Annotated in this window: 25 protein-coding genes; 13 read left to right on the top strand and 12 right to left on the bottom strand. The window is 61.2% G+C overall.

Annotation, left to right across the window (positions count from 1 at the left end; genetic code table 11):
• Window positions 1-210 precede the first annotated feature (210 nt).
• From HB780_RS20625 to HB780_RS20615, 3 genes are all read left to right on the top strand, one after another.
• A complete protein-coding gene (locus HB780_RS20625) occupies window positions 211-1,371 on the top strand; it encodes a CaiB/BaiF CoA transferase family protein (protein WP_183695836.1) in 1,161 nt (386 codons plus the stop codon).
• Window positions 1,372-1,412: 41 nt separating this feature from the next.
• Window positions 1,413-2,690 carry an L-fuconate dehydratase gene (locus HB780_RS20620; protein WP_183695832.1) on the top strand — a complete coding sequence of 426 codons (1,278 nt, stop codon included), beginning with the start codon at window positions 1,413-1,415 and terminating at the stop codon, window positions 2,688-2,690.
• 94 nt (window positions 2,691-2,784) lie between these two features.
• A complete protein-coding gene (locus HB780_RS20615; protein ID WP_183695829.1) occupies window positions 2,785-3,534 on the top strand; it encodes a dienelactone hydrolase family protein in 750 nt (249 codons plus the stop codon).
• Window positions 3,535-3,562: 28 nt separating this feature from the next.
• On the opposite strand, the gene HB780_RS20610 is transcribed toward HB780_RS20615, so the two are convergent.
• Both HB780_RS20610 and HB780_RS20605 read right to left on the bottom strand, forming a co-directional pair.
• Window positions 3,563-5,116 carry a VOC family protein gene (locus HB780_RS20610; protein WP_183695827.1) on the bottom strand — a complete coding sequence of 518 codons (1,554 nt, stop codon included), beginning with the start codon at window positions 5,114-5,116 and terminating at the stop codon, window positions 3,563-3,565.
• 155 nt (window positions 5,117-5,271) lie between these two features.
• A complete protein-coding gene (locus tag HB780_RS20605) occupies window positions 5,272-5,496 on the bottom strand; it encodes a hypothetical protein (RefSeq protein WP_183695824.1) in 225 nt (74 codons plus the stop codon).
• A gap of 508 nt (window positions 5,497-6,004) precedes the next feature.
• Between HB780_RS20605 and HB780_RS20600 the strand changes: the two genes are divergently transcribed.
• A complete protein-coding gene (locus HB780_RS20600; RefSeq protein ID WP_183695821.1) occupies window positions 6,005-6,214 on the top strand; it encodes a cold-shock protein in 210 nt (69 codons plus the stop codon).
• 198 nt (window positions 6,215-6,412) lie between these two features.
• Here the strand turns inward: HB780_RS20600 and HB780_RS20595 are convergent, their stop codons facing one another.
• Both HB780_RS20595 and ggt read right to left on the bottom strand, forming a co-directional pair.
• Window positions 6,413-7,867: a DHA2 family efflux MFS transporter permease subunit gene (locus HB780_RS20595; protein WP_183695818.1), complete on the bottom strand. Its 1,455-nt coding sequence runs from the start codon at window positions 7,865-7,867 to the stop codon at window positions 6,413-6,415.
• Window positions 7,868-8,206: 339 nt separating this feature from the next.
• A complete protein-coding gene (gene ggt / locus HB780_RS20590; protein WP_183695815.1) occupies window positions 8,207-9,952 on the bottom strand; it encodes a gamma-glutamyltransferase in 1,746 nt (581 codons plus the stop codon).
• A gap of 344 nt (window positions 9,953-10,296) precedes the next feature.
• Here ggt and HB780_RS20585 point away from each other — a divergent pair, with 344 nt between their 5' ends.
• Window positions 10,297-10,494, top strand: a complete 198-nt coding sequence (locus HB780_RS20585) for a hypothetical protein (protein WP_183695812.1) — start codon at window positions 10,297-10,299, stop codon at window positions 10,492-10,494.
• Between the two features lie 2 nt (window positions 10,495-10,496).
• On the opposite strand, the gene HB780_RS20580 is transcribed toward HB780_RS20585, so the two are convergent.
• Entirely contained in the window at window positions 10,497-11,762 is a 1,266-nt protein-coding gene (locus HB780_RS20580; protein WP_183695809.1) for a glycerate kinase type-2 family protein, read from the bottom strand.
• Window positions 11,763-11,916: 154 nt separating this feature from the next.
• Between HB780_RS20580 and HB780_RS20575 the strand changes: the two genes are divergently transcribed.
• Window positions 11,917-12,345 (top strand): OsmC family protein, encoded by a 429-nt coding sequence (locus tag HB780_RS20575; RefSeq protein ID WP_183695806.1) that lies wholly within the window; start codon window positions 11,917-11,919, stop codon window positions 12,343-12,345.
• Window positions 12,346-12,503: 158 nt separating this feature from the next.
• Here HB780_RS20575 and HB780_RS20570 read toward each other — a convergent pair whose 3' ends face one another.
• The 3 genes from HB780_RS20570 to HB780_RS20560 all read right to left on the bottom strand — a co-directional run bounded on the left by HB780_RS20570 (window position 12,504) and on the right by HB780_RS20560 (window position 15,456).
• Complete coding sequence (locus HB780_RS20570; RefSeq protein WP_183695804.1) at window positions 12,504-13,046, bottom strand: hypothetical protein; 543 nt, start codon at window positions 13,044-13,046, stop codon at window positions 12,504-12,506.
• Between the two features lie 11 nt (window positions 13,047-13,057).
• Window positions 13,058-14,404: an LLM class flavin-dependent oxidoreductase gene (locus HB780_RS20565; RefSeq protein WP_183695801.1), complete on the bottom strand. Its 1,347-nt coding sequence runs from the start codon at window positions 14,402-14,404 to the stop codon at window positions 13,058-13,060.
• 140 nt (window positions 14,405-14,544) lie between these two features.
• On the bottom strand, window positions 14,545-15,456 hold the full coding sequence (locus tag HB780_RS20560; protein ID WP_183695798.1) for a LysR family transcriptional regulator: 912 nt from the start codon (window positions 15,454-15,456) through the stop codon (window positions 14,545-14,547).
• Between the two features lie 123 nt (window positions 15,457-15,579).
• Here HB780_RS20560 and HB780_RS20555 point away from each other — a divergent pair, with 123 nt between their 5' ends.
• The 3 genes from HB780_RS20555 (at window position 15,580) to HB780_RS20545 (ending at window position 18,672) form a co-directional block, all read left to right on the top strand.
• Complete coding sequence (locus HB780_RS20555) at window positions 15,580-16,320, top strand: SDR family oxidoreductase (RefSeq protein ID WP_183695795.1); 741 nt, start codon at window positions 15,580-15,582, stop codon at window positions 16,318-16,320.
• Between the two features lie 80 nt (window positions 16,321-16,400).
• Window positions 16,401-17,303, top strand: a complete 903-nt coding sequence (locus HB780_RS20550; protein ID WP_183695792.1) for an SDR family oxidoreductase — start codon at window positions 16,401-16,403, stop codon at window positions 17,301-17,303.
• 157 nt (window positions 17,304-17,460) lie between these two features.
• On the top strand, window positions 17,461-18,672 hold the full coding sequence (locus tag HB780_RS20545; RefSeq protein WP_183695788.1) for an adenylate/guanylate cyclase domain-containing protein: 1,212 nt from the start codon (window positions 17,461-17,463) through the stop codon (window positions 18,670-18,672).
• Window positions 18,673-18,877: 205 nt separating this feature from the next.
• On the opposite strand, the gene HB780_RS20540 is transcribed toward HB780_RS20545, so the two are convergent.
• Both HB780_RS20540 and HB780_RS20535 read right to left on the bottom strand, forming a co-directional pair.
• Window positions 18,878-19,384, bottom strand: coding sequence for a MarR family winged helix-turn-helix transcriptional regulator (locus tag HB780_RS20540; RefSeq protein ID WP_183695786.1), 507 nt, complete (start codon window positions 19,382-19,384; stop codon window positions 18,878-18,880).
• Between the two features lie 571 nt (window positions 19,385-19,955).
• Window positions 19,956-20,927: a DMT family transporter gene (locus HB780_RS20535; RefSeq protein ID WP_183695783.1), complete on the bottom strand. Its 972-nt coding sequence runs from the start codon at window positions 20,925-20,927 to the stop codon at window positions 19,956-19,958.
• A 128-nt stretch (window positions 20,928-21,055) separates the two neighbouring features.
• Between HB780_RS20535 and HB780_RS20530 the strand changes: the two genes are divergently transcribed.
• The gene (locus HB780_RS20530; protein WP_183695780.1) at window positions 21,056-21,817 is read left to right on the top strand and encodes an AraC family transcriptional regulator; all 762 of its coding nucleotides are present in this window, start codon (window positions 21,056-21,058) and stop codon (window positions 21,815-21,817) included.
• A gap of 5 nt (window positions 21,818-21,822) precedes the next feature.
• On the opposite strand, the gene HB780_RS20525 is transcribed toward HB780_RS20530, so the two are convergent.
• Complete coding sequence (locus HB780_RS20525) at window positions 21,823-22,707, bottom strand: sigma-70 family RNA polymerase sigma factor (protein ID WP_183695777.1); 885 nt, start codon at window positions 22,705-22,707, stop codon at window positions 21,823-21,825.
• Between the two features lie 118 nt (window positions 22,708-22,825).
• On the opposite strand from HB780_RS20525, the gene HB780_RS20520 reads away from it, so the two are divergent.
• Entirely contained in the window at window positions 22,826-23,284 is a 459-nt protein-coding gene (locus HB780_RS20520) for a carboxymuconolactone decarboxylase family protein (RefSeq protein WP_183697300.1), read from the top strand.
• Window positions 23,285-23,339: 55 nt separating this feature from the next.
• Here the strand turns inward: HB780_RS20520 and HB780_RS20515 are convergent, their stop codons facing one another.
• On the bottom strand, window positions 23,340-24,251 hold the full coding sequence (locus tag HB780_RS20515) for a LysR family transcriptional regulator (protein ID WP_183695774.1): 912 nt from the start codon (window positions 24,249-24,251) through the stop codon (window positions 23,340-23,342).
• A gap of 233 nt (window positions 24,252-24,484) precedes the next feature.
• On the opposite strand from HB780_RS20515, the gene HB780_RS20510 reads away from it, so the two are divergent.
• Window positions 24,485-25,297 (top strand): alpha/beta hydrolase fold domain-containing protein, encoded by an 813-nt coding sequence (locus tag HB780_RS20510; RefSeq protein WP_183695772.1) that lies wholly within the window; start codon window positions 24,485-24,487, stop codon window positions 25,295-25,297.
• Window positions 25,298-25,479: 182 nt separating this feature from the next.
• Window positions 25,480-26,667: an efflux RND transporter periplasmic adaptor subunit gene (locus HB780_RS20505; RefSeq protein ID WP_183695769.1), complete on the top strand. Its 1,188-nt coding sequence runs from the start codon at window positions 25,480-25,482 to the stop codon at window positions 26,665-26,667.
• Window positions 26,668-26,750: the final 83 nt, after the last annotated feature.

The following is a 26,750-nucleotide window of genomic DNA, read 5'->3' as shown; positions in this document are numbered from 1 at the left end:
CTCAACAAACCGCGTTGGTGCGAAAGCTATAGCGTATTTTCGCGTGGTCTGTGGCGAAGGACGGGCCGACTACGCCGCCTCTTTTTATTTGCAAAATGTATCCATATGTGAAAATACTATTTACATAAGAAGATTGAAGGCGGTGGGTGCGGCGATTGATATCGAGGTGCGCCGCCTGCCGGGAGCGATGTGGGGGGAGCGGAAATAGCGATGGTGGTGGAAAAGGAATTGCCGCTGGCGGGCCTGTTGGTCGTGGATATGAGCCAGTTCCTGTCCGGACCCTATTGCACCCTCAGGCTGATGGATCTTGGCGCCAGGGTCATCAAGATCGAGCGGCCGCGAGGCGGCGATCTTTCCCGCCGGCTTTATCTCAGCGACGGCGAGAATGGCGATTCGACTATTTTCCATGCCATCAACCGTTCCAAGGAAAGTCTGGCGATCGACCTGAAGAGCGAGCGCGACATGCAGGCGCTGCGCCGGCTGATTTCGCAGGCCGATGTCCTGGTGCAGAATTTTCGGCCCGGCGTGATCGAGCGGCTTGGGTTGGGGTACGAGGCTGCGAACGAGATCAATCCGCGGCTCGTCTATTGCTCGATCAGCGGCTATGGCGACGAAGGCCCCTGGGTGTCTCGCCCCGGGCAGGATTTACTGGCGCAATCGCGCTCCGGCGTCATGTGGCTGAACGGCGACGAGGGGCAGGGGCCGGTGCCGTTTGGCCTCGCGATCGGCGATATGCTGGCAGGGGCTGCCGCAGCACAGGGTATTCTTGCGGCGCTGGTGCGTCGCGGCGTCACTGGCAAGGGCGGGTTGGTGGAGACGAGCCTGCTGGAGGCGTTGGTCGATCTGCAGGTGGAAGTTCTGACCGTCCACTTGAACAGCGGCAACAAGCTGCCGCAGCGCTCCGGTTTCCGCAGTGCCCACGCCTATCTCTCGGCACCTTACGGCGTCTATCCGGCCAGCGACGGCTATCTTGCCATTGCCATGACGCCGATTTCGAAGCTTGCCGACCTGCTCGGCATGGATGAACTTGCGCCCTATCGCGACGATCCGAAAAGCTGGTTCACGGCGCGCGACGAGATCAAGGCACTGATTGCGGCGCGCATCGCCACACGTACCGTCGATGAATGGCTTGCCATCCTCGAGCCGGCGGATATCTGGTGCGCAAAGGTGCTGGACTGGCCGGAGCTGTTGCAGAGTGAAGGATTTGGAGCGCTGGATATGTTGCAGACTGTCGGTCGCGGCGATGGCGTTTCCTTGACGACGACACGGTCTCCCATCCGGGTCGATGGGCAACGACCGAAATTCGAGCGTGCAGCCCCCGAAGTCGGCGAGCATAATGCGGCGATCTGGGAAGAATTCGATCTCGGTTGATAATCCGAGAGATCGCCCGAGAGATTTAGAAGGAGTTTCCCATGACACGCATCACCAATCTCCGCGTATTCGACCTGCGCTTTCCCACCTCGCAGAGCCTCGACGGCTCGGATGCGATGAACCCGGATCCGGATTATTCCGCCGCCTACGTTATTCTCGACACCGACAAGCCTGATCTTGCGGGCCACGGCCTGACCTTCACCATCGGTCGCGGCAACGACATCTGCTGCATGGCGATCGAGGCGATGCGGCATCTGGTGGTTGGCACCGAGCTTGCGACCGTGCTGGAAAACCCCGGCAAATACTGGCGGCACCTGACCAGCGACAGCCAGCTCCGCTGGATCGGCCCGGAAAAAGGCGCCATGCATCTGGCCACAGGCGCTGTCGTCAATGCCGTATGGGATCTGCTCGCCAAGGAGGCCGGCAAGCCGGTCTGGCAGCTGGTGGCCGATATGGATGCGGAACAGATCGCCGATATCGTCGACTACCGTTACATGACCGACGTTCTCACCCGCGATGAGGCGGTGGCTATCCTGACGAAGGCCGAGCCCGGCAAGGCCGAGCGCATCGCCACCCTCGAGCGCGAGGGCTATGCCTGCTATACGACGTCGGCCGGTTGGCTCGGCTATGAGGATGCCAAGCTACGCCGCTTGTGCCAGGAGGCGATCGATGCCGGCTTCAACCATGTGAAGATGAAGGTCGGCCGCGATCTCGAGGACGATATCCGCCGGCTCACCATCGCCCGCGAAGTCATCGGCCCCGATCGCTACCTGATGATCGACGCCAACCAGGTCTGGGAAGTCGGGCAGGCGATCGACTGGGTCAACAAGCTCGCCTTCGCCAAGCCTTTCTTCATCGAGGAGCCGACTAGCCCCGATGACGTCGCCGGCCATCGCAAGATCCGGCAGGCGATCGGCCCGGTGAAGGTTGCGACAGGCGAGATGTGCCAGAACCGCATCATGTTCAAGCAGTTCATCGCCGAAGGCGCGATCGACATCGTGCAGATCGACTCCTGCCGCATGGGCGGGTTGAACGAAGTTCTCGCCGTGCTGCTCGTGGCCGCCAAATACGGCCTGCCGGTCTGGCCGCATGCCGGTGGCGTCGGGCTTTGCGAATATGTGCAGCACCTGTCGATGATCGACTATATCGCCGTTTCCGGCACCAAGGACGGCCGCGTGATCGAATATGTCGACCACCTGCACGAACATTTCATCGACCCCTGCGTCATCCGCGACGCCGCCTATATGCCGCCAAGCTTGGCCGGTTTTTCCATCGAGATGAAGCCGGAGTCGATCGCGGAGTATACGTTCAAGGGGTGATCTTTACGGCCGGTTGGTATCGGCCATCCGCCGCCCCTTTATTCGGCGGCAGAAGCTGTGCAATATCCGCGCACCTCTGTCGGAGTATGGGTGCATGCGAGCCACGTTTGCCGTCGTCTTGACGTTTCTAATGTCCCTCGCATGCGGAAAGGCCGGAGCCGCTGATGGTAGCCAGTTCAACGTGGCGACACCTGGCGGCAATGTTCTGGTCGAAGGTTTTGTGAGCAGTTCAGGTGCTTCGCGTCCGGCGGTGATCATCCTGAGCGGCAGCCATGGCTTTGCTTCGCCCGCCTATGACGAGCTTGGGCGAAGCTTCAATGCGTCCGGCCTCGATGCCTATCTCGTCCATCTGCTCTCACCGGCCGATCAGCAGGCCATTGCCCGTGCAGGCAGTGCACCCGCTCGCATTGCCTACTATGCGACGCGGTGGCAGGACTGGATCGCAACGATTCACGGTGTGGTTTCCTATCTCAAGAACCAGCCCCACCATACCGGCAAGGTTGGCGTGTTTGGCTTATCCCTCGGCGCGCAGACGGCAGCTGCCGCCTCGGCCGACAGTACCGATATCGGCGCACTCGTGCTCGTCGACGGCGCCTTTCCGGATGGTTATTCGAAGCCGGTGCGCTCCCTGCCGCCACTCTACATCGTCTGGGGAGGGGCCGATCGAGTCTTTCCCGTCTCAACCGCACGGGAACTGCAGCGGATGGCACAAGGTCTGGGCGGATCAGTCAGCCTGAATGTCTATCAGGGCGGCGCGCATAATTTCTTCCTGAAGTCAGGCCCGCAAGCGGCGGCGGCCCATCAGGGCGCCGCCGCTTTCTTCCTATCGCAGCTGTCGAAGTAATCCTTTTCCTGTTGCCATCGTGAAGCGCTCAATTCGAGCGCTTCAACCATGCTTGGATGAGCGGCACGTCGGCGTCGGCCAGTTCGTGACCATAGGGGATGGTCTGCAGGTTCACCGTTGCGCCGCCGGCTCGCAGGCGTTCGGCGAGGGGTTGTGAGTATGGGCCGTACATGTCTTTCTCACCGGCGATGATCAGCACGTCAGCGTCCGACATGTCGGCCGGTGGCGGATCGGCCAGCACGGCCATGGAGCGCAGTAGGACGGCGCGACGGATAACGTGCGGCTGGAGCGAGAGCATGGCATTGAGCAGGTTGGCGCCGTTCGAGTAGCCGATATAAACGATGCGCTCAGGATCGAGACCGTAGGCATGGATCGCGCCGTCGATGAAGGCGGCGAAGGCTTCCGCCTCTCTGGCGATATCGGCTTGGTCGAAGGAGAAGGGCGTGATGCGGCGATACCAGCGCGGTGAGCCCTCTTCCAACGCGCGGCCGCGTACGCCGAGCAAGGTCGCCTGTGCATCGACCTTGTGGGCGATTGGCAGCATCGTCGTCTCGCTGGCGCCGGAGCCGTGCAGCAGGATGAAGGTGTTTCCATTCGGCTCCTGCGGGGTGAAGAAGCGATGGGTGAAAGGCAGGTCGCGATAGATGACGCGCGGCTCGCCGGGCATCGAGAACTGCGGCAGGATGACATTCAGCTCCGCCAACCGCTCCGGATTGTCGTCGGGAGCGAACAGCCGCGTGCCGAGTGTCGCCTCGTCTTCATCCACCAGCGGCCCCGGCGCATCGGTTGCAAGCTCGAGCAGGATGCCGCCGGGCTCGCGGACATAGAGCGAGCGGAAATATTTCCGGTCATGCATCACCGTCGGCGACGAATTGAGCGCCTGCAACCCGGCGTGAACCGATTGCAGTTCGGCATCGTCTGCGGCGCGAAATGCCACATGGTCAACGGTGCCCGTTCCCGGCGCGCTCGCCCAGAAGCCGCTGGCGTCGCGGATGTCGATGATGTCGCCCGGCTCGGCGACAAGGCGGCTGATCGCGCCGCTCACCGCCTGCGGCCGGTAGCCGAAATGTTTGACTAGAAGGCTTTGCGTCTGCTCGGGCGTCTCGCTAAACAACGTTGCGCCGCGAATGCGCCGGATGGCATGTTCGGGCGGGATCTTGTCGCTGGCCCAGGGGGCGGGCGATTGCAGCTCTGCCGCGCCGACCAGCTTGACGATGACGCCGTCGGGATCCTTCAGGCGAAGGACCGGTTCGCCGAACTCCTCGGAGGGGCCTTCCGGCTTCAGGCCGGCACTCAGGGTGCGCGTTAACCAGAAGCCGATGCTCATCGGGTCGATAGCGAGCGAGATTTCGCCGACCTGGCCGACGCCGGCGCGGCCGGGGGCGCCGTCTTCCCAGACGAGGAAAGTAATCAGCGATCCCGGCGATCCCGTTGCGTCGCCATAGAGGAGATGCAGTTGCGTCGCATCCTCGAAGCCGCCGGTGCGCTTGACGAGCCGCAGGCCGAGAAAGCCTGCGTAGAAATCGACATTCGCCTGCACCTTGCGGGTGATCAGCGTGATGTGGTGGATGCCGGCGACCATGGGATGCTCCAGAACGGATTGCAAATCTGGTCGCTATTTAGGGTGGAAGCTGTGACCAATTCAATGCGCAGTCCGTGGAGGCTGTGTTCACAAAATGCGTAGGGTTCGCTTGCAGGTACAGATCGGATCCGTCGCGGACCGGGTTTGGCTCAAGATTATTCGGATGTCTTTGAGGCTTTCTTCTTGGCTTTTGCCTTCGGTTCGGCTGGCGGCAGCAATGCTTCCTGCTGCAGGCGAAGCTCGCGCAGGCGCGCTGTCTTCTTCTCGCGGATTGTCTGCTCACTGGCCAGGATATCCCTGACGGTGGAGTCGAGCTGGCTGGCCTTGACCAAGGATGCCTGTTTCTTGGATCCGAATAGGTTGTCTTTATTAGGCGCCATGTTGGCCTCCAGGGTTCGTGTCGGCGTTGGCGTTGCTTGCGGATTTGCGCGGATGGTCGCCGCGCCTGCAAGGCGAGAAATCCCATCCTGTATCGGATGGCATCCGTATTGGCGATATAATTCTGTCGCCTCCCAAGAAATAAGGCGAGGACTTGCCGCTAAAACCGGGGAAACGGAAAGAAAAACTCCGATAGATCTTGCGAAAATTGATCCAGGGACCAGGAAAATATCTGGAAAAATACCAACGAATCTTGGTTCTCAAGACGTGATGATTTTATGTCTCGCGGGCTGATTTTTATGAAACATTTGGTCGTTTTCGATGCTTTATATGTTTTTCCTTGTAGAGAATTCGATCCTCCGTTATAAGCCATGCATCGATATTGCTGAATGAACTTTGCCTCGACGCACTCTGCGCGACACTGACGAACTTCCTCTCAAAATCGGTCTACTGCACCCAGGTGGTTACCTGGAATGCGATCTTTATATGAGTGATTGAAAGGTCATCGTTATGAGCACAGGTACTGTAAAGTGGTTCAATGCTGCCAAGGGTTTTGGTTTTATTCAGCCTGACGACGGCGCAACGGACGTTTTCGTGCACATTTCCGCTGTTGAACGCGCTGGAATGAGCAGCCTCCGTGACGGCCAGAAGATTTCCTACGAGCTTGTCAAGGACAATCGTTCGGGCAAGATGTCAGCTGATAAGCTGGAATCTCTGTAAGCATCTGCCTCCGGTCTTTGACCACGGATGTACTGGCATAGATCGTTGAGGCGATGAAGGAAGAGGTCGGGTCACCCCGGCCTTTTTTGTTGTCTTGATTCAGGCAAGTTGTGAATCGAAAAAAGCGCTGATCCCTGGATCAGCGCTTTTTTTATTCAGTCATTCCGCTGAGTGGGGGAGATATCAGCGCGTGCGACTTCAGTGCCCGCCGAGCATATCCTCGGGCGGCTTCTTGCGATGACCGCTGATTTCCGAGCCGGCCGTGCGCGAGAATTGAGCATTCCAGATTCCGGCGAGGAGCGCGATTGCGGTGACGACGATGAAGGCGACGGAGAAGTCGCTCATTTCGGCGGTCGCGTGTCCACGCGCCTGCATCGAGCCGTGCAGGGCAAGGGCAGCGATGCAGATGCCGAGCGACAGCATCAACTGCTGGAACGTCGAGTAGAAGCTCGTCGCCGAGCTCATCTGATCGCGTTCGATCTCGTCATAGGCGATGGTGTTGTAGGCCGTGAACTGGAACGACATGAAGAAGCCGCAGAAGAATAGGATCGTAAAGATCACCGGCAGCGACCAGTCGGGCTGGAAGATCGAGCAAAGCCCGTAGCCGAGCGTGCCAATGATGCCGAAGATCAGCAAGGCGGTGCGGAAGCCGAGCGTGCGCAGGATCCTGACCTGCAATGGCTTCATCGCCATGGAACCGAGCGCGGTCGCAATCGCGATCTGGCCGGCGGCGGCGGCCGACATTCCGAAGCCAAGCTGCAGCATCAACGGAATAAGGAAAGGATGCGCGCCCTGACTGATGCGGGTCAGCGAGCCGGCGATGACGGATGTGCGGAAGGTCGGCACCTTCATCAGCGAGAAATCCATGATCGGCGAGGGGTGCTTGCGGGCATGGCGCAGGTAGGCGATGCCGAACAGCAGGCCGACCGCGATTAGGAAAATGGCCATATAGCCTTCGCCCTCGCGGCTCGACATTTCGAAGCCGAACAGCAGCGAGCCGAGCGAGATGCCGGACAGGATGAAGCCTGAGAGGTCGAAACGGCCATTCCTCGGACCCTTCACCTCCTCGATGAACATCGATACCAGGATGAAACCGATGATGCCGATCGGCACGTTGATGTAGAAGATCCAGCGCCAGTCGAGATAGGTGACGAACAGGCCGCCGACCGGCGGGCCGAGGATCGGGCCGACAAGTGCTGGAATGAGCAGCCAGGACATGGCGTTCACCATATCCTTGCGCGCGACGCTGCGCATCAGCACCAGGCGACCGACCGGAAGCATCATGGCGCCGCCGAGGCCCTGTATCAGACGAGCGATGACGAGGAGAAACAGGTTCGGCGCCTGGGCGCAGAGGATCGAGCCGACGACGAAAATGGCAATCGCCGTTCGGAAGACGGTGCGCGAACCGAAGCGGTCGGCAATGGCGCCGCTCGCCGGAATGAAGATTGCAAGGCTGAGCAGATAGGAGGTGAGCGCGATACTCATGGACGGCGCACTGACGCCGAAATCCCTGGCCATGGTCGGTAGGGCCGTGGCGAGCACGGTTGCGTCAAGCTGCTCCATGAACATGGCGCTTGCGACGATAAGCGCTACTACACGAAAATTCGGTGCTGCCCGCCGGGTTGGGGCGGCCTGGAAAATCTGATCCGACATTGTCGGGGATCGCTCTCGATGGTGCGGAGGGGTCCAAAGACAGAACCGCAGGTCTGACAATAGCGCTAAGGCCGATTGGGATGCGGGTTGTATACTCTCGCTCACGCGCGATGACTATATCAGAAATCGCAAATCTTATTGATCGAAATGGAAAAAGTGACGCAGGCGGGCAGGAATGCCACAGCCGATGAATGCCAGATGAACAGAGGGCCGCGATCGAGCGTGGTTGTGTCGATCACGGCCTGTTTTCCTGCGTAAGATGGTGTGTTTTCATCGATGGTTTCCGGCCGGCAATGTACTCCGATAGCGGAGCCATCGCCGGCTGGATCGAGAAAGGGATCAGTAGCCGCCGGCGAGGCCCGAGCCGGCACGGCTGTCCATCGCGCCGTTGTAGCGTGCGCCGCCGCCCTTGGCGATGTCGCTGAGGCTCTTGCCGCCGACGAGAATACCGGCCGCTTTCCCCCAGACCGGCCAGTCGCCGCCGACCTGGACATTGTATCCCATGCCGGTCAGCAGCTTGATCGTGTCGGGCGAGAGGGCATAAGGCTCGGTATAGATCCGGTCCGGCAGCCACTGGTGATGGACGCGCGGCGCGTCGATCGCCTGCTGGATATCCATGCCGAAATCGATGACGTTGATGATCGCCTCCAGCGTGATGGTGATGATGCGCGAACCGCCGGGGCTGCCGATCACCATGAAGGGCTTGCCATCCTTGGCGACGATGGTCGGGCTCATGGAAGAGAGCGGCGTCTTCTTCGGCTGGATGGCATTGGCCTCGCCTTGTACCAGGCCGTAGAGGTTCGGCACGCCGGGCTTGGAGGTGAAATCATCCATCTCGTTGTTGAGGAGGATGCCGGTGCCGGGCGCGACGACGCCTGCGCCGAAGGAGCCGTTCAGCGTGTAGGTAACCGCTACCGCATTGCCGTCATTGTCGATGATCGAATAATGCGTCGTCTCATGGCTCTCGCCGAGACCCTTCGGCATCAGATCCTTGGAGACGCCAGCACGATAGGGGTCGATGCTGTCGCGGATCTTCCTGGCATAGTCCTTGTCCAGCAGCTTGGTGACGGGATTGTCGACGAAATCGGGGTCGCCCAGCGTGGAGTTGCGGTCGACATAGGCGTAGCGCATGGCCTCGGTCATCAGATGCACGGTGTCAGCCGAGGCGTAGCCGGTATAGGAGAGCGGGTAGCCTTCCAGCACGTTGAGGATTTCGCAGATGATCACGCCGCCGGAAGAGGGCGGCGGCGAGGAGATGATCTCGTAGCCACGGTAATTGCACTTCACCGGATCGAGTTCGCGGACCTTGTACTGGTCGAAGTCAACCTTCGCCAGGATGCCGCCCTTGTCCTGGCTGGCCTTGACGATGGCATCGGCGGTCGATCCCTTGTAGAATCCATCAGGCCCCTGTTCGGAAATGCTCGACAGTGCGGCGCCGAGGTCCGGCTGGGTGAACCGGTCGCCGGTCGAGAAGGGCGCGCCGTTCGGTTTGGTGAAGATCGCGGCGGTTGCCGGGTCGCGCGACAGCCACTTCTTGCCGTCGTTCAGTTCGGCGGCATCGGCCTGGTTCAGCGTGAAGCCTTCCTTGGCGTAACGGATCGCCGGCGCCATCAGCTCCTGCCGGGTTTTCGTGCCGTATTTCTCACGCGCTGTCTCGAAGCCCATGACGGAGCCGGGGACGCCGACGGCGAGATAGCCGTCCGTGCTGGCGCCCTTGACGACATTGCCCTTGTCATCGAGGTACATGGTCTTGGTCGAGGCCTGCGGCGCGCGTTCGCGGAAATCGAGGAAGGCCGTTTTGCCATCCTTCAGCCGGATGGTCATGAAGCCGCCGCCGCCGATATTGCCGGCGGTCGGATAGACCACGGCGAGCGCATAGCCGACCGCCACTGCCGCATCGACGGCATTGCCGCCACTCTTCAGCACGTCGACGCCGATATCGGTCGCCAGATGCTGCGCGGTCACCACCATCCCATGCTCTGCTTCGACCGGCTCCGGTGCCGCGGCCTGGACTGTCGTGATGGAGAAAAGCCCGAAGGCGAGAATGGTTGCCGAGGATATCGCTCGCTGGCGGAAATGGCGCATGATGGTCCCTCTGGGAGTTTGTTATCGAAGTAAAGGAGCTTATCGCGGGGATAGTGTCCAGTGTGACGAGAGCGATTTCCGAGCGCGTAAACGCAGCTGTCTTCGTCACCACCAGCGTAGGATCGGCCGGCAAAAGGCGACCTTCCGGCCGTGATACTCGGAGCCATTGTCGGCCTTTGAAGCCGCCCAGTATTAAATGCAGCTCGCGCCATCGCGCTTTCGTATTAATGCTGCCGCAAAATGTAGGAGACGGGCGCTTTTCGCACTCGCAATATTTTATTCATCAGAGCAGTCTACTTTAGGTGTGTGTATATCGAGGCCGAAGTATTGCGTGGAGAGTAACGGTGGCCGTCACGAAACTTGAGCAGTGGAAGAACGAGCGCAAGAATAGGCCCAAGCCCGTCGTCGTTGCCGAAAAGACGCATGTCGTCGAAATCGAATGCGCCCATTGCCGCCGGCATTTCTTCCGGTGGATATCGACAGCGCCGGCCTATTGGCGTTGCGACGATTGCGCGCAAACCGCCGATCTCGTTCAATCCTGACGTCAGGCGATCAGAATAGCTCTGATGTCATTGACGTTCGTACCGGTCGGACCGGGGACGAAGAGATCGCCGATCGCGTTGAATGCCGTCCAGGCGTCGTTGTTTCTGAGCATCTCGGCGGGCATCAGCCCGGCCTTGCGCAAGCGCGCCACCGTGCTTGCGTCGGCAAAGGCGCCGGCATTGTCCTCGCTGCCGTCGATACCATCCGTATCCGCCGCCATGGCATGAATGCCCGCGTGACCGTCGATATCGATCGCCAGCGACAGCAGAAATTCGGAGTTTCGTCCGCCTTTGCCCTTGCCCGTCAGGGTCACCGTCGTCTCTCCGCCGGAGAGCAATACGATCGGCTTGGAGAAGGGGCGATTGCGATGCAGGATTTCGCGGGCGAGCGCGGCATGCATGTGTGCGGCCTCGCGGGCCTCGCCCTCGATCGCATCCGAAAGGATCGCCGCCTCGATGCCGGCTTCGCGCGCCACTTGGGCCGCAGCCTCCAGCGAGACACCGGCCGAGGCGATGAGATGCACTTCGTTGCGGGCAAAGCGTGGATCGCCCGGCCGTGGCGCATCGGCCTCCGGCTTTTCGATATGCGCGATGACGGCGGCAGGCAGTTCGATGCGATAGAGGCGGATGAGATCCAGCGCTTCAGCGCGCGTGCCGGCGCCAGGGACTGTCGGGCCGGAGGCGACGAGGGCCGGATCGTCGCCCGGAATGTCTGAGACCACCAGCGAGACGACCTTGGCCGGATAGGCGGCAGTGGCCAGACGGCCACCCTTGATGGTCGACAGGTGCTTGCGAATGACGTTCATCACTGAGATCGGTGCGCCGGAGGCGAGCAGTGCCTTGTTGACGGCGATCTCGTCGGCAAGGGTGAGGGCACCGGCAGGCGACGGCAGCAATGCCGAACCGCCACCGGAGATCAGCGCGATCACCAGATCGTCCTCCGTCAGGCCCTCGACCAGCTTCAGCAACCGCTCGGAGGCGACAAGGCCGGCCTCGTCGGGGACGGGATGGGAGGCTTCGATGATCTCGATGTGGCGGCAGGGGGCGGCAAAGCCGTAGCGCGTCACCACCAGCCCTTCCAGCGGGCTATCCCAGCATTGCTCCAAGGCCGCCGCCATCTGCGCCGAGCCCTTGCCGGCGCCGATGACGATCGTCCGCCCTTTCGGCTTTGCAGGCAGGTGCGCGCGAATGCCGGTCATTGGATCGGCGGCGCGGACGGCTGCGTCGAAGAGGGAGGTGAGGAAGGCGCGGGGATCGGAAACGGTCATATTGGAATTCTGCCTGTCTGCGATGAGCTCGTAGCCATTTGGTGGCTCAACTGGCGCCAACGCGCAAGGGTGAGGAAGGCCGATTGTGTCCGGCAAGGTGAATCCCTATGTTTCAAACAACAGTTTCAACCTTTTAATTTGAGGGATTTTCGATATGGCCGAGTTGAGAGTGAAGACCAGACAGACGGGCGCCACCGCCACCCTCGGCCGCACCGGCTTTCCGCATGTAACATCGGTGACGGGCGGTGAGATCGACATCGTCACCTCGCCGTCGCAGCCGGGTTTTAATCCGCTCGACCTGCTCTATTCCTCGCTGTCGGCCTGTCTTGTGCTCAGCGCCCGCATGGCCGCAAGCAGCCTCGGCGTGCTCGACAAGCTGACGGAAGTTACCGCCGTCGTGACCGGCGAGAAGGCGACGGAAGGGCTGTCGCGCGTCGAGAAATTCAACATCGCCTTCACCATCAAGGGCGATTTCGGCGATGAGATCCGCAATGCGATTGCGCATGCCGCCGAGGACGAGATCTGCACGGTCAGCAATACGATCCGTGGCAATCCGAAGTTTGAGACGGTGATTTCGGGGTAATTCCGAGCTCCGAAAGGCCCCTCATCTGTCCTCTCGCAGTTTCCTTTGCTCAACTGTTCGAGCCCACCTTCTCCCCGCATGCGGGGCGAAGGGGCCTTGGCGAGGTCGCTCCCTCTCCCCGTCAAAACGGGGAGAGGGCTGGGGTGAGGGGCTTTTCATTATCTCGAGGGTAATTCAAACCCTTCCAGATACGCTCCAAGCTCCGGATCGATATCCACCTTCACCACATTGGTATAAACCGCTGTGGCGATCATGATGCCGGCGAAAGCGACGAGGTTGACGAGTGTGGGTTCGTCGTAGCGCGTCTTCAACTTCGCCCACAATGCCTCCGGCACGGCGTTGGAATCCTTGACGATGGCCTTGCCGAAATCGATCAGCAGCGCTTCGTCTTCGGTCGGTGCGATGGTCTCCGGCGTCAGGCCGGCATTGATCAGCGCGCGGCGGAAGAAGCCGACGGGGATGATCGCCCGGCTTTCCAGCGAAATGGCCTGGCAGAAGAGCCAGACGGCGCGGTCGTCCAGCGCCGGGCGTAGCTCTTCGCGCAGCGTGAACCATTCGGCATAGATGCGGTGTGCCACCGGCGAATGCAGTAGCGTCCGCTTCATATTGGTCATGCGTCCGCGCAGCGCGACCTCACGGTCGTGCTCAGTGCGGACGGCTTCTGACGCGGTATCGTAGTCGATCGGCGTGATATGGCTCATCGGCATGTCTCTTATTGCGCCGCTTCGGAAACGGGTTTGAAGAAGCGGTTTTCCGGGCGCGGCAGGCCGAGATTTTCGCGCAAGGTCGTGCCTTCGTAGTCGCGGCGGAAGATGCCGCGGCGTTGTAGCTCCGGAACGACGCGGGTGGTGACATCAAGCAGGCCCTGCGGCAGGAAGGGGAAGACGACGTTGAAGCCGTCGGAGCCTTCCTCGTGCAACCATTGCTCCATCTCGTCGGCGATCGTCTGCGGCGTGCCGACAAAGGCAAGGCCGGCATAGCCGCCGAGGCGCTGGGCAAGCTGGCGCACGGTCAGTTTCTCCTCCTCGGCCAAAGCGATGACGCGCTCGCGGCCGCTTTTGCTGGCGTTGGTTTCCGGCGTCGCGGGCAGCGGGCCGTCGGGATCGAAGCTTGAAGCATCATGACCGAGCGAGATCGACAGGGAGGCGATGGCACTGTCGTAATGCACCAGGCTGTCGAGCTTGGCGCGCTTGGCCTTGGCCTCCTCGACAGTATCGCCCACGATGATAAAGGCGGCGGGGAGGATCTTTAGATGATCCGGGTTGCGGCCGATCTTTTTCATCCGGCCCTTGATATCGGCGTAGATCGCCTTGCCGTCGGCGAGATTGCGCGGGGCGGCAAAAACTGCTTCCGCCGTTTCGGCGGCGAGCTGACGGCCAACGTCGGATTGCCCGGCCTGGACGATTACCGGCCAGCCTTGCGGCGGGCGGGCGATGTTGAGCGGCCCGCGCACGCTAAGCTCCTCGCCCTTGTGGGCGAGCACATGCATCTTGTCCGGATCGAAGAAGATGCCGCTCTCGGCATCGCGGATGAAGGCATCGTCGGCAAAGCTGTCCCAGAGGCCGGTAACGACATCGTAGAACTCGCGGGCGCGGTGATAGCGCTCGCCGTGCTCCATATGCTCGTCGAGGCCGAAATTCAACGCCGCGTCCGGGTTGGAGGTCGTGACGATATTCCAGCCGGCGCGACCACCGCTGATGTGGTCGAGGGAGGCGAAGCGTCGGGCGATGTGATAGGGCTGGTCGAAGGTGGTCGACGCCGTGGCGACGAGGCCGATCCTTTCGGTGACGGCGGCAAGCGCCGAGAGCAGGGTGAACGGCTCGAAGGACGTCACGGTATGGCTGCGCTTTAGCGCCTCGACCGGCATGTTCAGCACGGCAAGGTGATCGGCCATGAAGAAGGCATCGAACTTCGCCTTTTCCAGTTCCTGGGCGAAGCCTTTGATATGCTGGAAATTGAAATTCGCATCCGGGTAAGCGCCGGGATAGCGCCATGCGCCGGTATGCAGGCTGACGGGACGCATGAAGGCCCCAAGCTTCAATTGCTTCTGTTCAGTCATGGATCCAGTCCCTCTCGAAAATCATGGGGGTCATTGCGGCGTGCGAGCCGGCGCCGGCGAGACAATCTCCTTCGACGTAGGAGTGCTGTCGGCGCATTCAAAGAGCTGGTTTCATTTATTTGATCGGTTCGGGGAAATATTCATCCACTGCTGCCTTCAGCTTCGGTTTGTCGGGCAAATACCTGGACGAGCCAGTCGATGAAGACGCGCACGCGCGGGGAGAGCTGGCGGTTGCGGGGGTAGAGCATCGAGACCGGTGTTCTGGTTGGCGGAAAGTCCTTGAGGACGTGAAGCAACTCGCCGGATTTCAGGGCTTCTTCAGCGTGATAGCGCGGCACCTGGATCAGTCCGAGGCCGAGCTTGGCCGCCGAAAAATAGCTCTCGGCGGCGTTGACGGAGACCGTGGCGGGCAAAGTGATGTTGCGTACCGCGCCGTCGATGGTGAATTCCAGCGGCAGCAATCCACCCGTCGCCGAGGAGCGGAAGCCGACCATGCGGTGGCCGTCGAGAGTGTCCGGATGCGTCGGCATGCCGAAGCGCTCGATATAGGCCGGCGCGGCCAGCGTAACTTCCTCCAACATGGCGACGCGGCGGGCGATCATGTCGCTGTCCTGCGGCGTGCCGACGCGCAGCACGCAGTCGATGCCTTCGCGGATCAGGTCGACGAAACGGTCGCCCTCGGTCATGTAAAGTTCGATTTCGGGATAGGTTTCGAGGAAGGACGGCAGGTTCGGCAGGACGAAATGCCGGGCGAGCGTTCCGTGCACATCGACGCGCAACAGCCCCTTCGGCTTGGCACCGGCAAAGGCGCCTTCGGCGTCTTCAATGTCCGACAAGATGCGCAGGCAGCGCTGGTAATAGGCCTCGCCGTCGAGCGTCGGGCTGACATGCCGTGTGGTTCGCTGCAGCAGGCGAACACCCAGCCGCGCCTCCAGTTGCTTGACAGCGTCCGTTACCGTCGAGCGCGGCAGGCCGGTGTCTTCGGCGGCCAGCGTGAAGCTGCGGCGTTCCACGACGCGGGAAAACACCCGCATGGCATCGAATCTGTCCATTTTTCTTTGTTCGTAAATTTCGGATAGTGATGCCGATTAATGGATGATTATCCGCGAATTGAAAAGAGGCATCTTCGCTTCATCGAAACGCGCTACGGCGCAGAAACATGAAGGATGAAGACAATGACCAATAATTCCAACAGGGTAGCCATCGTTACCGGCGCATCTCGCGGCATTGGCGCCGCGATTGCGGAACGCCTCGCAAAGGACGGCTTCACGGTTGTCATCAACTACTCCGGCAGCGAAGCCGCCGCCGAGGAGCTGGCCCGCAAAATAGAGGGGAAGGGCGGCAAGGCGCTGATCGCCAAGGCTGACGTTTCCGATGCCGAAGCTGTGCGCCGGATGTTCGACGCGGCCGAAGCCGCCTTTGGCGGTATCGATGTCCTCGTTAACAATGCCGGCATCTTGCAGCTCGCCAAGATCACCGATGCCGATGACGCCAACTTCGACCGCCAGATCGCCATCAACCTGAAGGGCACCTTCAATACGCTGCGTGAAGCCGGCAAACGCCTGCGTGATGGCGGCCGCATCATCAACTTCTCGACCAGCGTCGTGGGCCTGAAGCTCGAGACTTACGGCGTCTATGCCGCAACCAAGGCCGCTGTGGAAACACTGACCGGCATCATGTCCAAGGAGATGCGCGGCCGTTCGATCACGGTCAACGCCGTCGCGCCCGGCCCGACGGCGACCGATCTCTTCCTCAACGGCAAGAGCGACGAGCTGATCGACCGCATGGCCAAGATGAACCCGCTGGAGCGCCTCGGCACGCCTGATGATATCGCCGCTACCGTTTCCTTCCTCGCTGGTCCTGATGGTTCCTGGATCAACGGCCAGACGCTGCGCGCCAATGGCGGCATGGTCTGAGCCTCCTGATCGGCGGCGGGTTCTTCCCGCCGTCACCACCCATTCACCCACACTATAGTCATCCGACAAGGAACAGGATCATGAGCAAGCAAGTTATCGTCATCACCGGCGCATCAAGCGGCTTCGGCGCCTTGACCGCCCGCGCTCTCGCCAAGGCCGGCCACACGGTCTATGCCGGCATGCGTCAAACCGAGGGTCGCAACGCGCCGCAAGTCGCTGAAGCCGCCGCCTTCGCCAGGGAAAACGGCGTCGACCTAAAAGCTGTCGAGCTGGATGTCGCCTCGGACGCTTCCGTCGAAGCCGGTATCGCCAAGGTCATCGGGCAGGAAGGCCGCATCGACACCATCATCCACAATGCCGGCCACATGTCCTTCGGCCCCGCCGAGGCTTTCACGCCGGAACAGTTCGCCGAGCTCTACGACATCAATGTGCTCAGCACCCAGCGCGTCAACCGTGCAGCACTTCCGCATCTGCGCCAGCAGGGCAAGGGCCTGGTGGTCTGGGTGTCCTCGTCCAGCACCCGCGGCGGCACGCCACCTTACCTGTCGCCCTATTTCGCCGCCAAGGCCGCCATGGATTCGCTCGCCGTCTCCTATGCGTCCGAGCTGACCCGCTGGGGCATCGAGACTGCCATCATCGTTCCCGGTGCCTTCACCAAGGGCACGAACCATTTCGCTCATTCCGGCTCGCCCGCCGACAAGGCGCGCGCTGCCGAATATGACGATGGTCCCTATGCCGGCGTTCCGGACCAGGCCCTGAAGGGGTTGGCCTCGCTGGAGCCTGCCGATGCGGATGCCGCCTCTGTTGCCGTCGCCATCGTCGATGTCGTCAACATGCCCTTCGGCACGCGTCCCTTCCGCATCCATATCGATCCGTCCGAGGATGGTGCGGAAATCGTCAATGGCGTCGCCGATCGCGTCCGCGCCGAACTCTTCCGCCGGATCGGCCTGGAGGACCTACTGAAGCCGCATGTAAGGAGCTGAAGCTTCGCCGACACCCTTCCGGCGTGTCAAATCGCCGCTTCTGTGCCACAGGAGCGGCGATCGCTTGCTTCCGTCCGGACAATTTTGTGCCGTACGGCATTCCAAGCCTACAAGTTTCGTATTAAAGCGAATCCTTTAGAGGGTCGGGAGATAATCCATGGACGCACAGGACATCGGCGAAATCGCCAGCTGGCTCATGCAGGCCGGTCTCAAGGGCATGGGAGAGGCCGATATCCTGACGGGTTTCTGCGAGGCATGCCGCCGGCATGGTCTCAACGTCGATCGCGCCATGACGTTGATGGACACGCTGCATCCGGTCTACGAAGGTCGTGCTTTCCGCTGGGATGGTAATCAGGCGATCGAGCGCGAGTTCGAATATGGCCCGTCGCATCAGGGGATCGCCGCCGAGAATTGGCAACGGACGGCCTTCCATCATATGCTCACCACAGGCGGGGACGAGGTGCGTCGACGCATCGGCTTCGGTGATCCAATCGATTTCTACGGTCTTGATACGCTGCACGCCGATGGTCACACGGACTACCTCGCCATGGTGCATCGCTTCGAAGAGGGCGGCACGATTGGCGAGATGGATTGTTTCTACTCCAATTTTGCCACCGCCGCCGCCATGGGGTTCTCCGACGAGGATCTGCGCATACTGCGCAAGCTTACGCCGGCTCTGGCCCTGGCGATCAAATGCACCGGTACCAGCCGTATCGCCCGCACCATTGCCGAGGTCTATCTGGGGGAGGATGCCGCCCGGCATGTTCTCGAAGGCAAGATCACGCGGGGCAAGGCCGAGCGCATCTCGGCGGCGCTATGGTTCTCCGATCTTGCCAACTACACCCGCATCTCGGACACGGCCGAGCCGGATGAAATCATCCCGATGCTGAACGCCTATGCCGATGCCGTGATTTCCTCGATCCACGAGGCTGGCGGCAATGTGCTGAAGCTGATTGGCGACGGTACACTGGCGATCTTCAAGGCAAGAGACGCCGCTGATGCCTGCGCGGCCGCGCTGATGGCAGAGTCACTGTTGCGCCAGCGGCTGCGTGACCTCAATGCTCAGCGGCAGATCGAGGGCAGGCCGGTGACTGATGTCTATCTCGGCCTGCATATCGGCGATGTTTTCTACGGCAATATCGGCAGCATGGATCGTCTGGATTTCACCGTCATCGGCCCGGCTGTCAACGAGGTCAGCCGCATCGCCTCCATGTGCCGTTCGGCCGACCGCAATATCCTGATGTCGTCGAATTTCGTCGAGACATTGGCTGCGGATCAGAGCAACGATCTCGTCTCGGTCGGCCGCTACGCGCTGCGCGGCGTCAACCGGCCGCAGGAGCTGTTCACGCTGCTGTCATCGGCAGCGTGACGGCTTTCATCGGCTGCGACGCTGATCTGTTCCCGGTCTCAGGATCGTAGGTTTCGGGCGTCGAGTATCGATTGCATTCACGGTCGAAGCTGACACCGTACGCATTTTGCCTGTGCTTTATGGTGGGCAAATTTTCCCGAACAGTGGTCGCTGCAGTCGCCCCCATTTTGTCATCGAGTTGGCCCAGCTGGTACGACTTCGTCCTTCAGATCTCATGCTTCCTGATATTGTGCAGCACCTTATGCAGCGTTGCGATGAAGGCGCGGTATTCGGCTTCTTCCACGCCGTCGAACAACTGCAGGAACAGATCGTATATGGTCGGCCAGACCTTTTCAAAGGCGGCGCGGCCGTTTTCGGTGATGGAGACGTCGCGCACGCGCATGTCTTCGGCGCGAGGCTGGCGGCGGATGAAGCCCTGTTGTTCGAGCGAGTCCAGGGTTCGGCTCATCGTCGATTGCTCGGTAACGGTAAAGACGGAGAGCTCGTTGATAGTGACCGAGGAGGAGACACTGAGGATGGCGAGCGCGCGCATCTTCGCGGTCGTCATGTCGTATTCGCGCAGCTCCTCCGACATGTTGTTGTTCCAGCGTGCTATCAGCCGGTTCATCAGATAGGGGGCGAAGTGGTTGAGCCCAATTTCGCCCATGGTCGGGCGCTTCTCCGAGCCATTATGGTTATGCCGCAAAACGGCGCCTGAAAACCGTTCCTCCATGAACGATATCTCCTCGTGGGATCTTGCTATTTCAGTGATGACGCCAGCAGGAATCTGGGTCTCCGCCAAGACCCGGATCCGTCGCAGGCACCTTTGAGCATAGCGCTGCTACCTGGGAGAGGTGGTTAACAGAGGAGTTGAAGGGGCGCCAGAGGAAAAGCCGGCCTAGCCTGCCGTCGTCGCCGGGCTCTGGAAGGATATCGGCGAGGTCAAATCGTCGGTCAACAATCACCTTTCGGGCGCCGCCTTCGATTGATGACAGGCCCTATCGCGCCTGCTCGCTCTTGTTTTTTCGAACACCATCATGCCGTCGGCCAGGATTGGGGCGGCAAGGCATTGCGGTGGCGGAGTTGTTCGGGCGCCGCCACCGCTCACACGCGGCTTATCTGTGCCGCGCTATGACCTCGGTAAGAACCTCTTCGAAGTGGGCGATGTCTTCGATTTTGTCTTAGTGTACCAGAGAAAAGCGGATTGCGCCTGTTTCCATTGAAAGGCCGAAAGGTTCATCAGGCGCCGGGCGAACATATGGCGAGTCGCGCAGCCGGATATCGTAGAGCGAAGGGCAGCCGTATCAAACTTCCTCGGTTTCCCAAGCTGCCTGATCGGCGCTCGGGTCGGCCTCGCCTTTGGCGACCTTGGCCTGACGCAGACCGATGCCGACGCCGATGAGGGCGAGTGCGCCGCCAATGGCGTGATAGGCGTGTAGTTGTTCCCCGAGGACCGCCCAGGCGAGAGCCGCGACGACGATGGGCAGGAGGTTGATGAGCAGGGAGGTTCGCGCTGCCCCGAGCTTCTGGATGCCGATCATCCAGCAAAGGGGCGCCAGCAGCGATGTCGGAATGGCCGCGTAGAGGATCAAGGGCAGGTTGGCGGACGTGATCGGCGAAATATCGCCCATCAGGAAGACTGGGATCAGCAGGATGGTCGAAAAGCCGATCTGCCAGAAAAGCTGCTGCCATATGGGCAATGGCATCGCCCAGCGCTTCAGCATCACGCCGTAGAGTGAGTTGGACAGGACGGCGACGATCATCAAGCCGTCGCCGATATGGAAGCTGCCATTCAGCAGAAACGCGGGATTGCCCTGGGACGTCAGGTAAATCAGGCCGATCAGGGAGATGACCCCACCCGCGAGGCTGGTCGCCGTCAGCCGTTCGCCGGCCAGCACCCCGGCCAGCAACGTCGACAGCAGCGGCATCAGCGCCACGATCACACCCATGTTGACCGCCGAGGTGGTCTTGGCCGCCTCATAGGCGAGGCTCTGGTAGATGACCATGCCGAGTGCGCCGAGGGTCGCGAGCTTCAGCCAGTATTGGCCGAGAAGCGCGCGGTTCCGCCATGCGGCCGGGCCGACGAAGGGCAGCAGGATGAGGAAGGCCAGCAGCCAGCGATAGAAGGAGATCGAGCCGGGCGAGATGACGCCGGCGGCCGCCTTGGTGACAACGGTATTGCCGGACCAGATGAGGACGGTGAGCAGCGGCGCCAGCGCCGCGCTCGTCAGGATGGCGGCGGTATCGTTGGCGGGAGAAGTCTGGTTGTTGCTCATGGCGGTCCTCCTGTCGGATGGTCGGCCTTGTCGGATTTCGTCGGTGTTGCTTTTATCGGCTGTCCGGTTTCTGGTATATAGCGAATATCAGACATAGGTAGCGGATTGCGGACATATCGGAGCAGGGGATGGCGGCACACGAACCACGCATTGAGGGAGATCCGCCGCGCCCGGTCTCCTTTCGGACGGAGAACTACAAGGGCGGCACGGTCTTCCCGGCCAAAAGCCAGCCGTGGGGCGAACTCAACTATGCCCTTATGGGCGTCGCCGAGTTTGTCATCGAGGGCGTGCGCTATCTGTCTCCACCCCATTATGCCATCTGGCTGCCGCCGGATACGATGCATGGCGCGTGGAACCAGCATGACCTGCATTATGTCACCGTCTATGTCGAGCGGGCGCTCTGCGCCGACCTACCGGCTGAGCCTTCAACGCTGAGTATCAGCCCATTGCTGAAGGCGATCCTGGCGGACTTCGCCGTCCGCGATGTTACGCTTCCGGAAACGGAGGAAGACCTGAGGCTGGCGCAGGTCCTGGTCGATCAGATCCGCCTTGCCCCGCGCTGCGAAAGCTATCTGCCGCTGTCTGACGACCCGTTACTCGGTCCGGTGCTGAAAGCGTTGCAGGCCGATCCCGGCGATCGCCATTCGTTGGCGGAATGGGCGCGCCGGATGGGAACGACCGAGCGGACGCTCTCCCGCCGCTGCCACGACGATCTCGGCATCTCCTTCAACGAGTGGCGTCAACGGCTGAGGCTCGTCGAGGCGCTGGCGCTGATCGAGGCCGGTGAGCCCGTGCAGCGAATCGCGACGCAGCTCGGCTATGGCAGCGCCTCCGCCTTCATCGCCATGTTTCGCCGGCTGACGGGGACGAGCCCGACGCGAATGGGATGAGCTGTTCATGGATCGATCAGCAAGACCTCGAGCTTGCGCAACTGTTTGGGATCGGCCATCGCGTCGATACCCATGATCCTGCCATCACCGGCCATGGTGAGACGAAGCGCGATGCGTAATTGTCCGCCGAGGATAACGACGGCGCCGACTGCACCATTGATGACGGCAAGCCGGGCGCCCTGGGCGCGGCCGCGGAAGGTTTCGGCAACGGCGGAGTTGCCGCGGATTTCGGCAAGTGCCCCCATCCGGGTCGCCACCGCATCGGCGCGGAAGACAACGTCGGGATCGAGAGCCGTCAGAAGCGCCGTCATGTCGCCGTTACGCGATGCCACGAAGAAGGCATTGACCAGATGGTGCTGGCGGCTGAGGTCTATCTCTGCCGTGGCCGGCACTCCTTGAACTCGCCGGCGGGCTCGGCTGGCGAGCTGGCGCGTGGCGACCGTGCTGCGCCCGACGATCGGAGCGATATCATCGAAGGCCATGTCGAACATATCATGCAGCACGAAGGCCAGCCGCTCTGCTGGCGCCAGCTTTTCCAACACGACCAGCAGCGCGAGACCGACTGAGTCGGCGAGCAAGGCATCCTGCTCCGGATCCGTGCCGTTTCCGGCCTCGTGCGTGACGACAGGTTCGGGGACGCGGATGGTCAGTGGCTCCTCGCGCCGGGATTTGCGGCTGCGCAGCCAGTCGAGGCAGATGCGGGCGGTGACCGTCGTCAGCCAGCCGCCGAGATTATCGATCTCGGATACATCCGAGCGACTGAGCCGCAGCCATGCCTCCTGCACCGCGTCCTCCGCCTCCGTCCGTGAGCCCAGCATGCGATAGGCAACGGCGCGCAGATGCGGTCGGTTGGCCTCGAATTTTTCCGCCTGCCACTTTTTTTCGTCCATCGGTCACATTCCCTCATCCTGTTCCGTCATGCCTATGACGAACGAGGTCCGGCTGATGTGACAATGGATCGGCACGGGGAGCGACATCGTCAAGATCAAAACATCCAAGGAGAGAATGATGCAAGCCCGTATGAAAAACCCCGCTGTTGTCCTGCCGGAAACCTTGCAGGCCCTGATGGCGCTTAGCGCCTCGCTCAAGGGTCGCGGCGTGTCGGAAAACACCATGGACCTCGTGCATCTGCGTGTCAGCCAGATCAATGGCTGCAGCGTCTGCACTGACATGGGGTTCCGCAAGCTGCAGAAGGACGGGGAGACGATCGAGCGTATCGTCGGCGTCTCCGCCTGGCGCGAAATGCCCTATTTCACCGAGGCTGAGCGCGCTGCCCTTGCGCTTGGCGAAGCCGCAACCCGGCTTGCCGACCGGCCGGAGGCCGTGAGCGACGAGATCTGGAACGAGGCTGCCCGGCACTACGACGAGACAGCGCTGTCCGCTCTGATTGTTTCGATCGCGGTCGACAATGTCTGGAACCGGTTGAACGCGACGGTGCGGCAGCAGGCAGGAGCCTCCTGGAACTGATCTGGATCTCGCCGGGAAGAACCGTCTCCCAATTGGGAGGCGGTTAGCGCACATGTCAGGCTTCGTTCAACTTCGCTGTCACCAGCAACTTTGCCAGCCAGTCGACGAAGACGCGCACCTTGTTGCTCAGGTGCCGGTTTGGGGGATAGACGATATGCAATGGCACAGGCGGGCGGCTCCAGCCGGTGAGAACGGGCATAAGGTCCCCCTTGGCGAGTTCGTCGCGAACCATGAAAGTGGGAATCTGGGCGATACCGAGGCCGGTCGTCGCGGCGTTGACATAGCTGCGACTGTCGTTGACCGAGACTATGTAGCGAGGGTTGATTTCCAAGGACTCGTTGCCGCGATGAAATTCGAAAGGGATCGTCCGGCCTGTCTGTGCCCGAAAATAACTGACGGCATAGTGACTGCTCTCCAGCTCTTCCGGTCGTTCGGGTATGCCGAATTTTTCGATATAGAGAGGCGCGGCGCAGGTAACGAATTGCATCTCGCCCACGCGCCGGGCAATCAGCGACTGATCGCTCGGCATTCCGGCGCGCAGCGCGCAATCGACGTTCTCCGCCAGATAATCCACGAGCCGGTCGCCGACGCCGAGGTCGATATGGATATCGGGATAGCGCTGGTGAAAATCGCACAGCGCCGGCATGACGATCCGCTCGGCAAAGGCGCCGGCCATTTCGACGCGCAGGCGGCCGCTCGGCAGGCTCTGCGAATTGCTGATGCTGCCGTCGAGTTCGTCGATTTCGGAGAGGATCTGAATGGCACGTTCGTAATAGAGGGCACCATCGGTCGTCACCATGACGCGCCGGGTGGTGCGGTTCAAAAGCTTGGCATGCAGATGCGCCTCGAGCGACTGGATGAGCGTCGTCACCGTCGCCTTCGGCATGGAGAGGGTTGCGGCGGCGCGGGTGAAATTGCCCGTCTCCACTACGCGTGCGAATGCCCGCATTGCTGATAGCTGGTCCATTCCATGGTGCCCTTCGAGCACAGAGAAAGAGTTCGATTGTTTGTTATTCGCGAATAGTCTGATCGAATATAGGTCACTTATTCTCAGAACGGAATAACAATATGTTGTCTTCATGATTGTTGCAATGCGGTACGGGGCGCTAGAAGCCGCATTCTCCTGAACATGATCGCCAAGCCTGTGAAATGGCTTTAGGAAAGGGGCATGTTCGACAGAATAGACAAGGATTTGGGTTCATGAGCGCGCCGTGGAAAGATGTTGTGCTGGAAAACGTGCCTACGGGACCGGTCGCAGCGCGGATCTATAACGGCGAGGGTCTCAAGAAGGCGGCACCGATCGTGCTTTATCTGCATGGTGGCGCCTTTCTGGATACCGAGCATGCAACCGTACGGCCTGTCGCCGCCAGTCTTGCGGAGGCCGGTGCGATCGTGATTGCCGCCGACTATACCAGCGGCAATCAGAATGCCTTTCCACAGGTGCTGGAATGCGCCTACGGGATTCTCGCCTACCTCGGCAACAAGCGGAACATGCTTGAGCTGGGCGGAGCGAAAAAGTCGCTGCTGTTTGTCGCCGGTGAGGAATCGGGTGGCAATGTTGCGGCGGGTGTTGCTTTAAAGGCGCGCGATCAGATGCCCGGTTCGCTGGACGGACAGGTGTTGATATCGCCGCTCCTTGATCCCTTCATGGGATCGAAATCTTTCCTCCAGGCGGAGGAAAGCGGCATGCGCGAGCGCTGGACGGAAGGCTGGAACCGATACCTGGGTTTTCTGGGTGGTGTCTGTCATCCCTATGCGGCGCCTCGATATTGTTCGCGGCTTTCGGGCCTCGCGCCGGCATTAGTGCTTACGGCCGAGGACGACCCGCTCCGCGACGAGAGCATGGAATACGGACGCCGCCTCGAGGAGGCAGGCGTCCGTGTTCGCCAGCAAGTCCTCCCCGCCGGGACAGGCTGGCCCACCCTCTACGGCGGGCAGTCGAAGGACAAGCCGTCATGGCAGCAGGATGTCTGTTGCTCTTTTAAGGGTTTTGTCGAAGACGTGCAGGCTTGATCGACCAGAGCATCCCGCTATCGAGTGGGGCCACCGGAAGCGGATGAGATGCTTTGGGCGCGAAAAATGAGAGCGATCGCGAGCGTTCTTGTGAACACGCGACGTCCTGGGCCCTGATGATATCGAGACGATAAGAATTTTCGGTCCCGTGTCCCAAGCCGGGACCACAAGGAGAGACTAACATGACGTCCAACGGTAAGCGCTGGGCCCTGTGGGGCGCCGGCATGGGTGTTGCTGCGACTGTTGCAGGCGCAGTCTTCTATCTGGATTTGCCGCGCGGTGCGCAAGCGAGCGAGAAGGCAGCGGCGGCAATGCCGGCCATCCCTGTCACGGTCGCTGCGGTAGAGGCGCGCGATATCACCGCCTGGCAGGAGTTCTCCGGCCGGCTCGAAGCCATCGATCGGGTGGAGGTCCGTCCGCGCGTGGCCGGCGCCATTCAGTCGGTGCATTTCCGCGAAGGTGCGCTGGTCAAGCAAGGCGACCTACTGGTGACGATCGATCCGGCACCCTTTGAGGCGGCCGTCGCTCAGTCGCAGGCACAAGTCGGCGCGGCAAAGGCCAAGCTCGATCTGGCCAAGGTCGAAGTCGATCGCGGTCAGAAGCTCTTCGACAACAAGACGATCTCGCAGAGCGACATGGACACGCGCTCCAGCAATTACGCCGAAGCGGAAGCCAATCTGAAGGCGGCGCAAGCAACCTTGCAGACGGCGCAGTTGAGCCTCGACTATACGCAGGTTCGCGCTCCGATCGCCGGCCGTGTCGGCAAGATCGCCATTACGGTCGGCAATCTCGTCGCCGCCGGTTCCGCTTCGCCGGCGCTGACCACGTTGGTTTCTGTCAATCCGATCTATGCCAGCTTCAATGCCAACGAGCAGACCGTCACCCAGGCGCTGGCTCAGCTTCCAGTCACCGATGGCGCCGCTCCGCCGGTCGAGCAGATCCCCGTGAAAATCGGCACCACCGGCGACAATGGCACACCGATCAACGGCAAACTGCAGCTGATCGACAATGAGGTCGATGCGGCAAGCGGCACGGTCAGCGTACGCGCCGTCTTCGACAATCCCGGCGGGCGTCTTATCCCCGGCCAGTTCGTGCGCGTGCGTATGGGCCAGCCAAAGGCCGAGAGCAAGCTGGTGATCAGCGAGCGGGCGATCGGCACCGACCAGGACAAGAAGTTCGTCTTTGTGGTCGATGGTGACAACAAGGTGGTCTATCGCCAGATCAGTCTTGGCGACACTGCCGATGGTCAACGCATCGTTGAAACCGGCCTGAACGCCGGCGATCGGGTCATCGTAAACGGCCTGCAGCGGGTTCGCCCGGGCGCGGTGGTCGATCCGAAACTCGAAGAAAAAGTCGCGGCCGCTCAGTAATCGACATTGCCGGGAGGCAGTTCTCCCGGCGGTCGTCTCAATGTTTTGATTTCGGAATGCTCGTGGCGCACATCGCGGACGGG

The sequence above is a fragment of the Rhizobium lusitanum genome, from assembly GCF_014189535.1.
Taxonomy (GTDB): domain Bacteria; phylum Pseudomonadota; class Alphaproteobacteria; order Rhizobiales; family Rhizobiaceae; genus Rhizobium; species Rhizobium lusitanum_C.
The sequence above is the reverse complement of the archived record's forward strand: the minus strand, read 5'-3'. Positions and strand labels throughout refer to the sequence as shown.

Bases quoted from the DNA above. Each gene is read 5' to 3' on its own strand.
- HB780_RS20555 (WP_183695795.1), top strand. From the start codon at position 15,580: ATGACCAATAATTCCAACAGGGTAGCCATCGTTACCGGCGCATCTCGC.
- HB780_RS20540 (WP_183695786.1), bottom strand. From the start codon at position 19,384: ATGGAGGAACGGTTTTCAGGCGCCGTTTTGCGGCATAACCATAATGGC.
- HB780_RS20530 (WP_183695780.1), top strand. From the start codon at position 21,056: ATGGCGGCACACGAACCACGCATTGAGGGAGATCCGCCGCGCCCGGTC.
- HB780_RS20600 (WP_183695821.1), top strand. From the start codon at position 6,005: ATGAGCACAGGTACTGTAAAGTGGTTCAATGCTGCCAAGGGTTTTGGT.
- HB780_RS20595 (WP_183695818.1), bottom strand. From the start codon at position 7,867: ATGTCGGATCAGATTTTCCAGGCCGCCCCAACCCGGCGGGCAGCACCG.
- HB780_RS20615 (WP_183695829.1), top strand. From the start codon at position 2,785: ATGCGAGCCACGTTTGCCGTCGTCTTGACGTTTCTAATGTCCCTCGCA.
- HB780_RS20605 (WP_183695824.1), bottom strand. From the start codon at position 5,496: ATGGCGCCTAATAAAGACAACCTATTCGGATCCAAGAAACAGGCATCC.
- HB780_RS20575 (WP_183695806.1), top strand. From the start codon at position 11,917: ATGGCCGAGTTGAGAGTGAAGACCAGACAGACGGGCGCCACCGCCACC.
- HB780_RS20505 (WP_183695769.1), top strand. From the start codon at position 25,480: ATGACGTCCAACGGTAAGCGCTGGGCCCTGTGGGGCGCCGGCATGGGT.
- ggt (WP_183695815.1), bottom strand. From the start codon at position 9,952: ATGCGCCATTTCCGCCAGCGAGCGATATCCTCGGCAACCATTCTCGCC.
- HB780_RS20515 (WP_183695774.1), bottom strand. From the start codon at position 24,251: ATGGACCAGCTATCAGCAATGCGGGCATTCGCACGCGTAGTGGAGACG.
- HB780_RS20520 (WP_183697300.1), top strand. From the start codon at position 22,826: ATGCAAGCCCGTATGAAAAACCCCGCTGTTGTCCTGCCGGAAACCTTG.
- HB780_RS20525 (WP_183695777.1), bottom strand. From the start codon at position 22,707: ATGGACGAAAAAAAGTGGCAGGCGGAAAAATTCGAGGCCAACCGACCG.
- HB780_RS20535 (WP_183695783.1), bottom strand. From the start codon at position 20,927: ATGAGCAACAACCAGACTTCTCCCGCCAACGATACCGCCGCCATCCTG.
- HB780_RS20565 (WP_183695801.1), bottom strand. From the start codon at position 14,404: ATGACTGAACAGAAGCAATTGAAGCTTGGGGCCTTCATGCGTCCCGTC.
- HB780_RS20560 (WP_183695798.1), bottom strand. From the start codon at position 15,456: ATGGACAGATTCGATGCCATGCGGGTGTTTTCCCGCGTCGTGGAACGC.
- HB780_RS20570 (WP_183695804.1), bottom strand. From the start codon at position 13,046: ATGAGCCATATCACGCCGATCGACTACGATACCGCGTCAGAAGCCGTC.
- HB780_RS20510 (WP_183695772.1), top strand. From the start codon at position 24,485: ATGAGCGCGCCGTGGAAAGATGTTGTGCTGGAAAACGTGCCTACGGGA.
- HB780_RS20545 (WP_183695788.1), top strand. From the start codon at position 17,461: ATGGACGCACAGGACATCGGCGAAATCGCCAGCTGGCTCATGCAGGCC.
- HB780_RS20610 (WP_183695827.1), bottom strand. From the start codon at position 5,116: ATGGTCGCCGGCATCCACCACATCACGCTGATCACCCGCAAGGTGCAG.
- HB780_RS20620 (WP_183695832.1), top strand. From the start codon at position 1,413: ATGACACGCATCACCAATCTCCGCGTATTCGACCTGCGCTTTCCCACC.
- HB780_RS20550 (WP_183695792.1), top strand. From the start codon at position 16,401: ATGAGCAAGCAAGTTATCGTCATCACCGGCGCATCAAGCGGCTTCGGC.
- HB780_RS20625 (WP_183695836.1), top strand. From the start codon at position 211: ATGGTGGTGGAAAAGGAATTGCCGCTGGCGGGCCTGTTGGTCGTGGAT.
- HB780_RS20580 (WP_183695809.1), bottom strand. From the start codon at position 11,762: ATGACCGTTTCCGATCCCCGCGCCTTCCTCACCTCCCTCTTCGACGCA.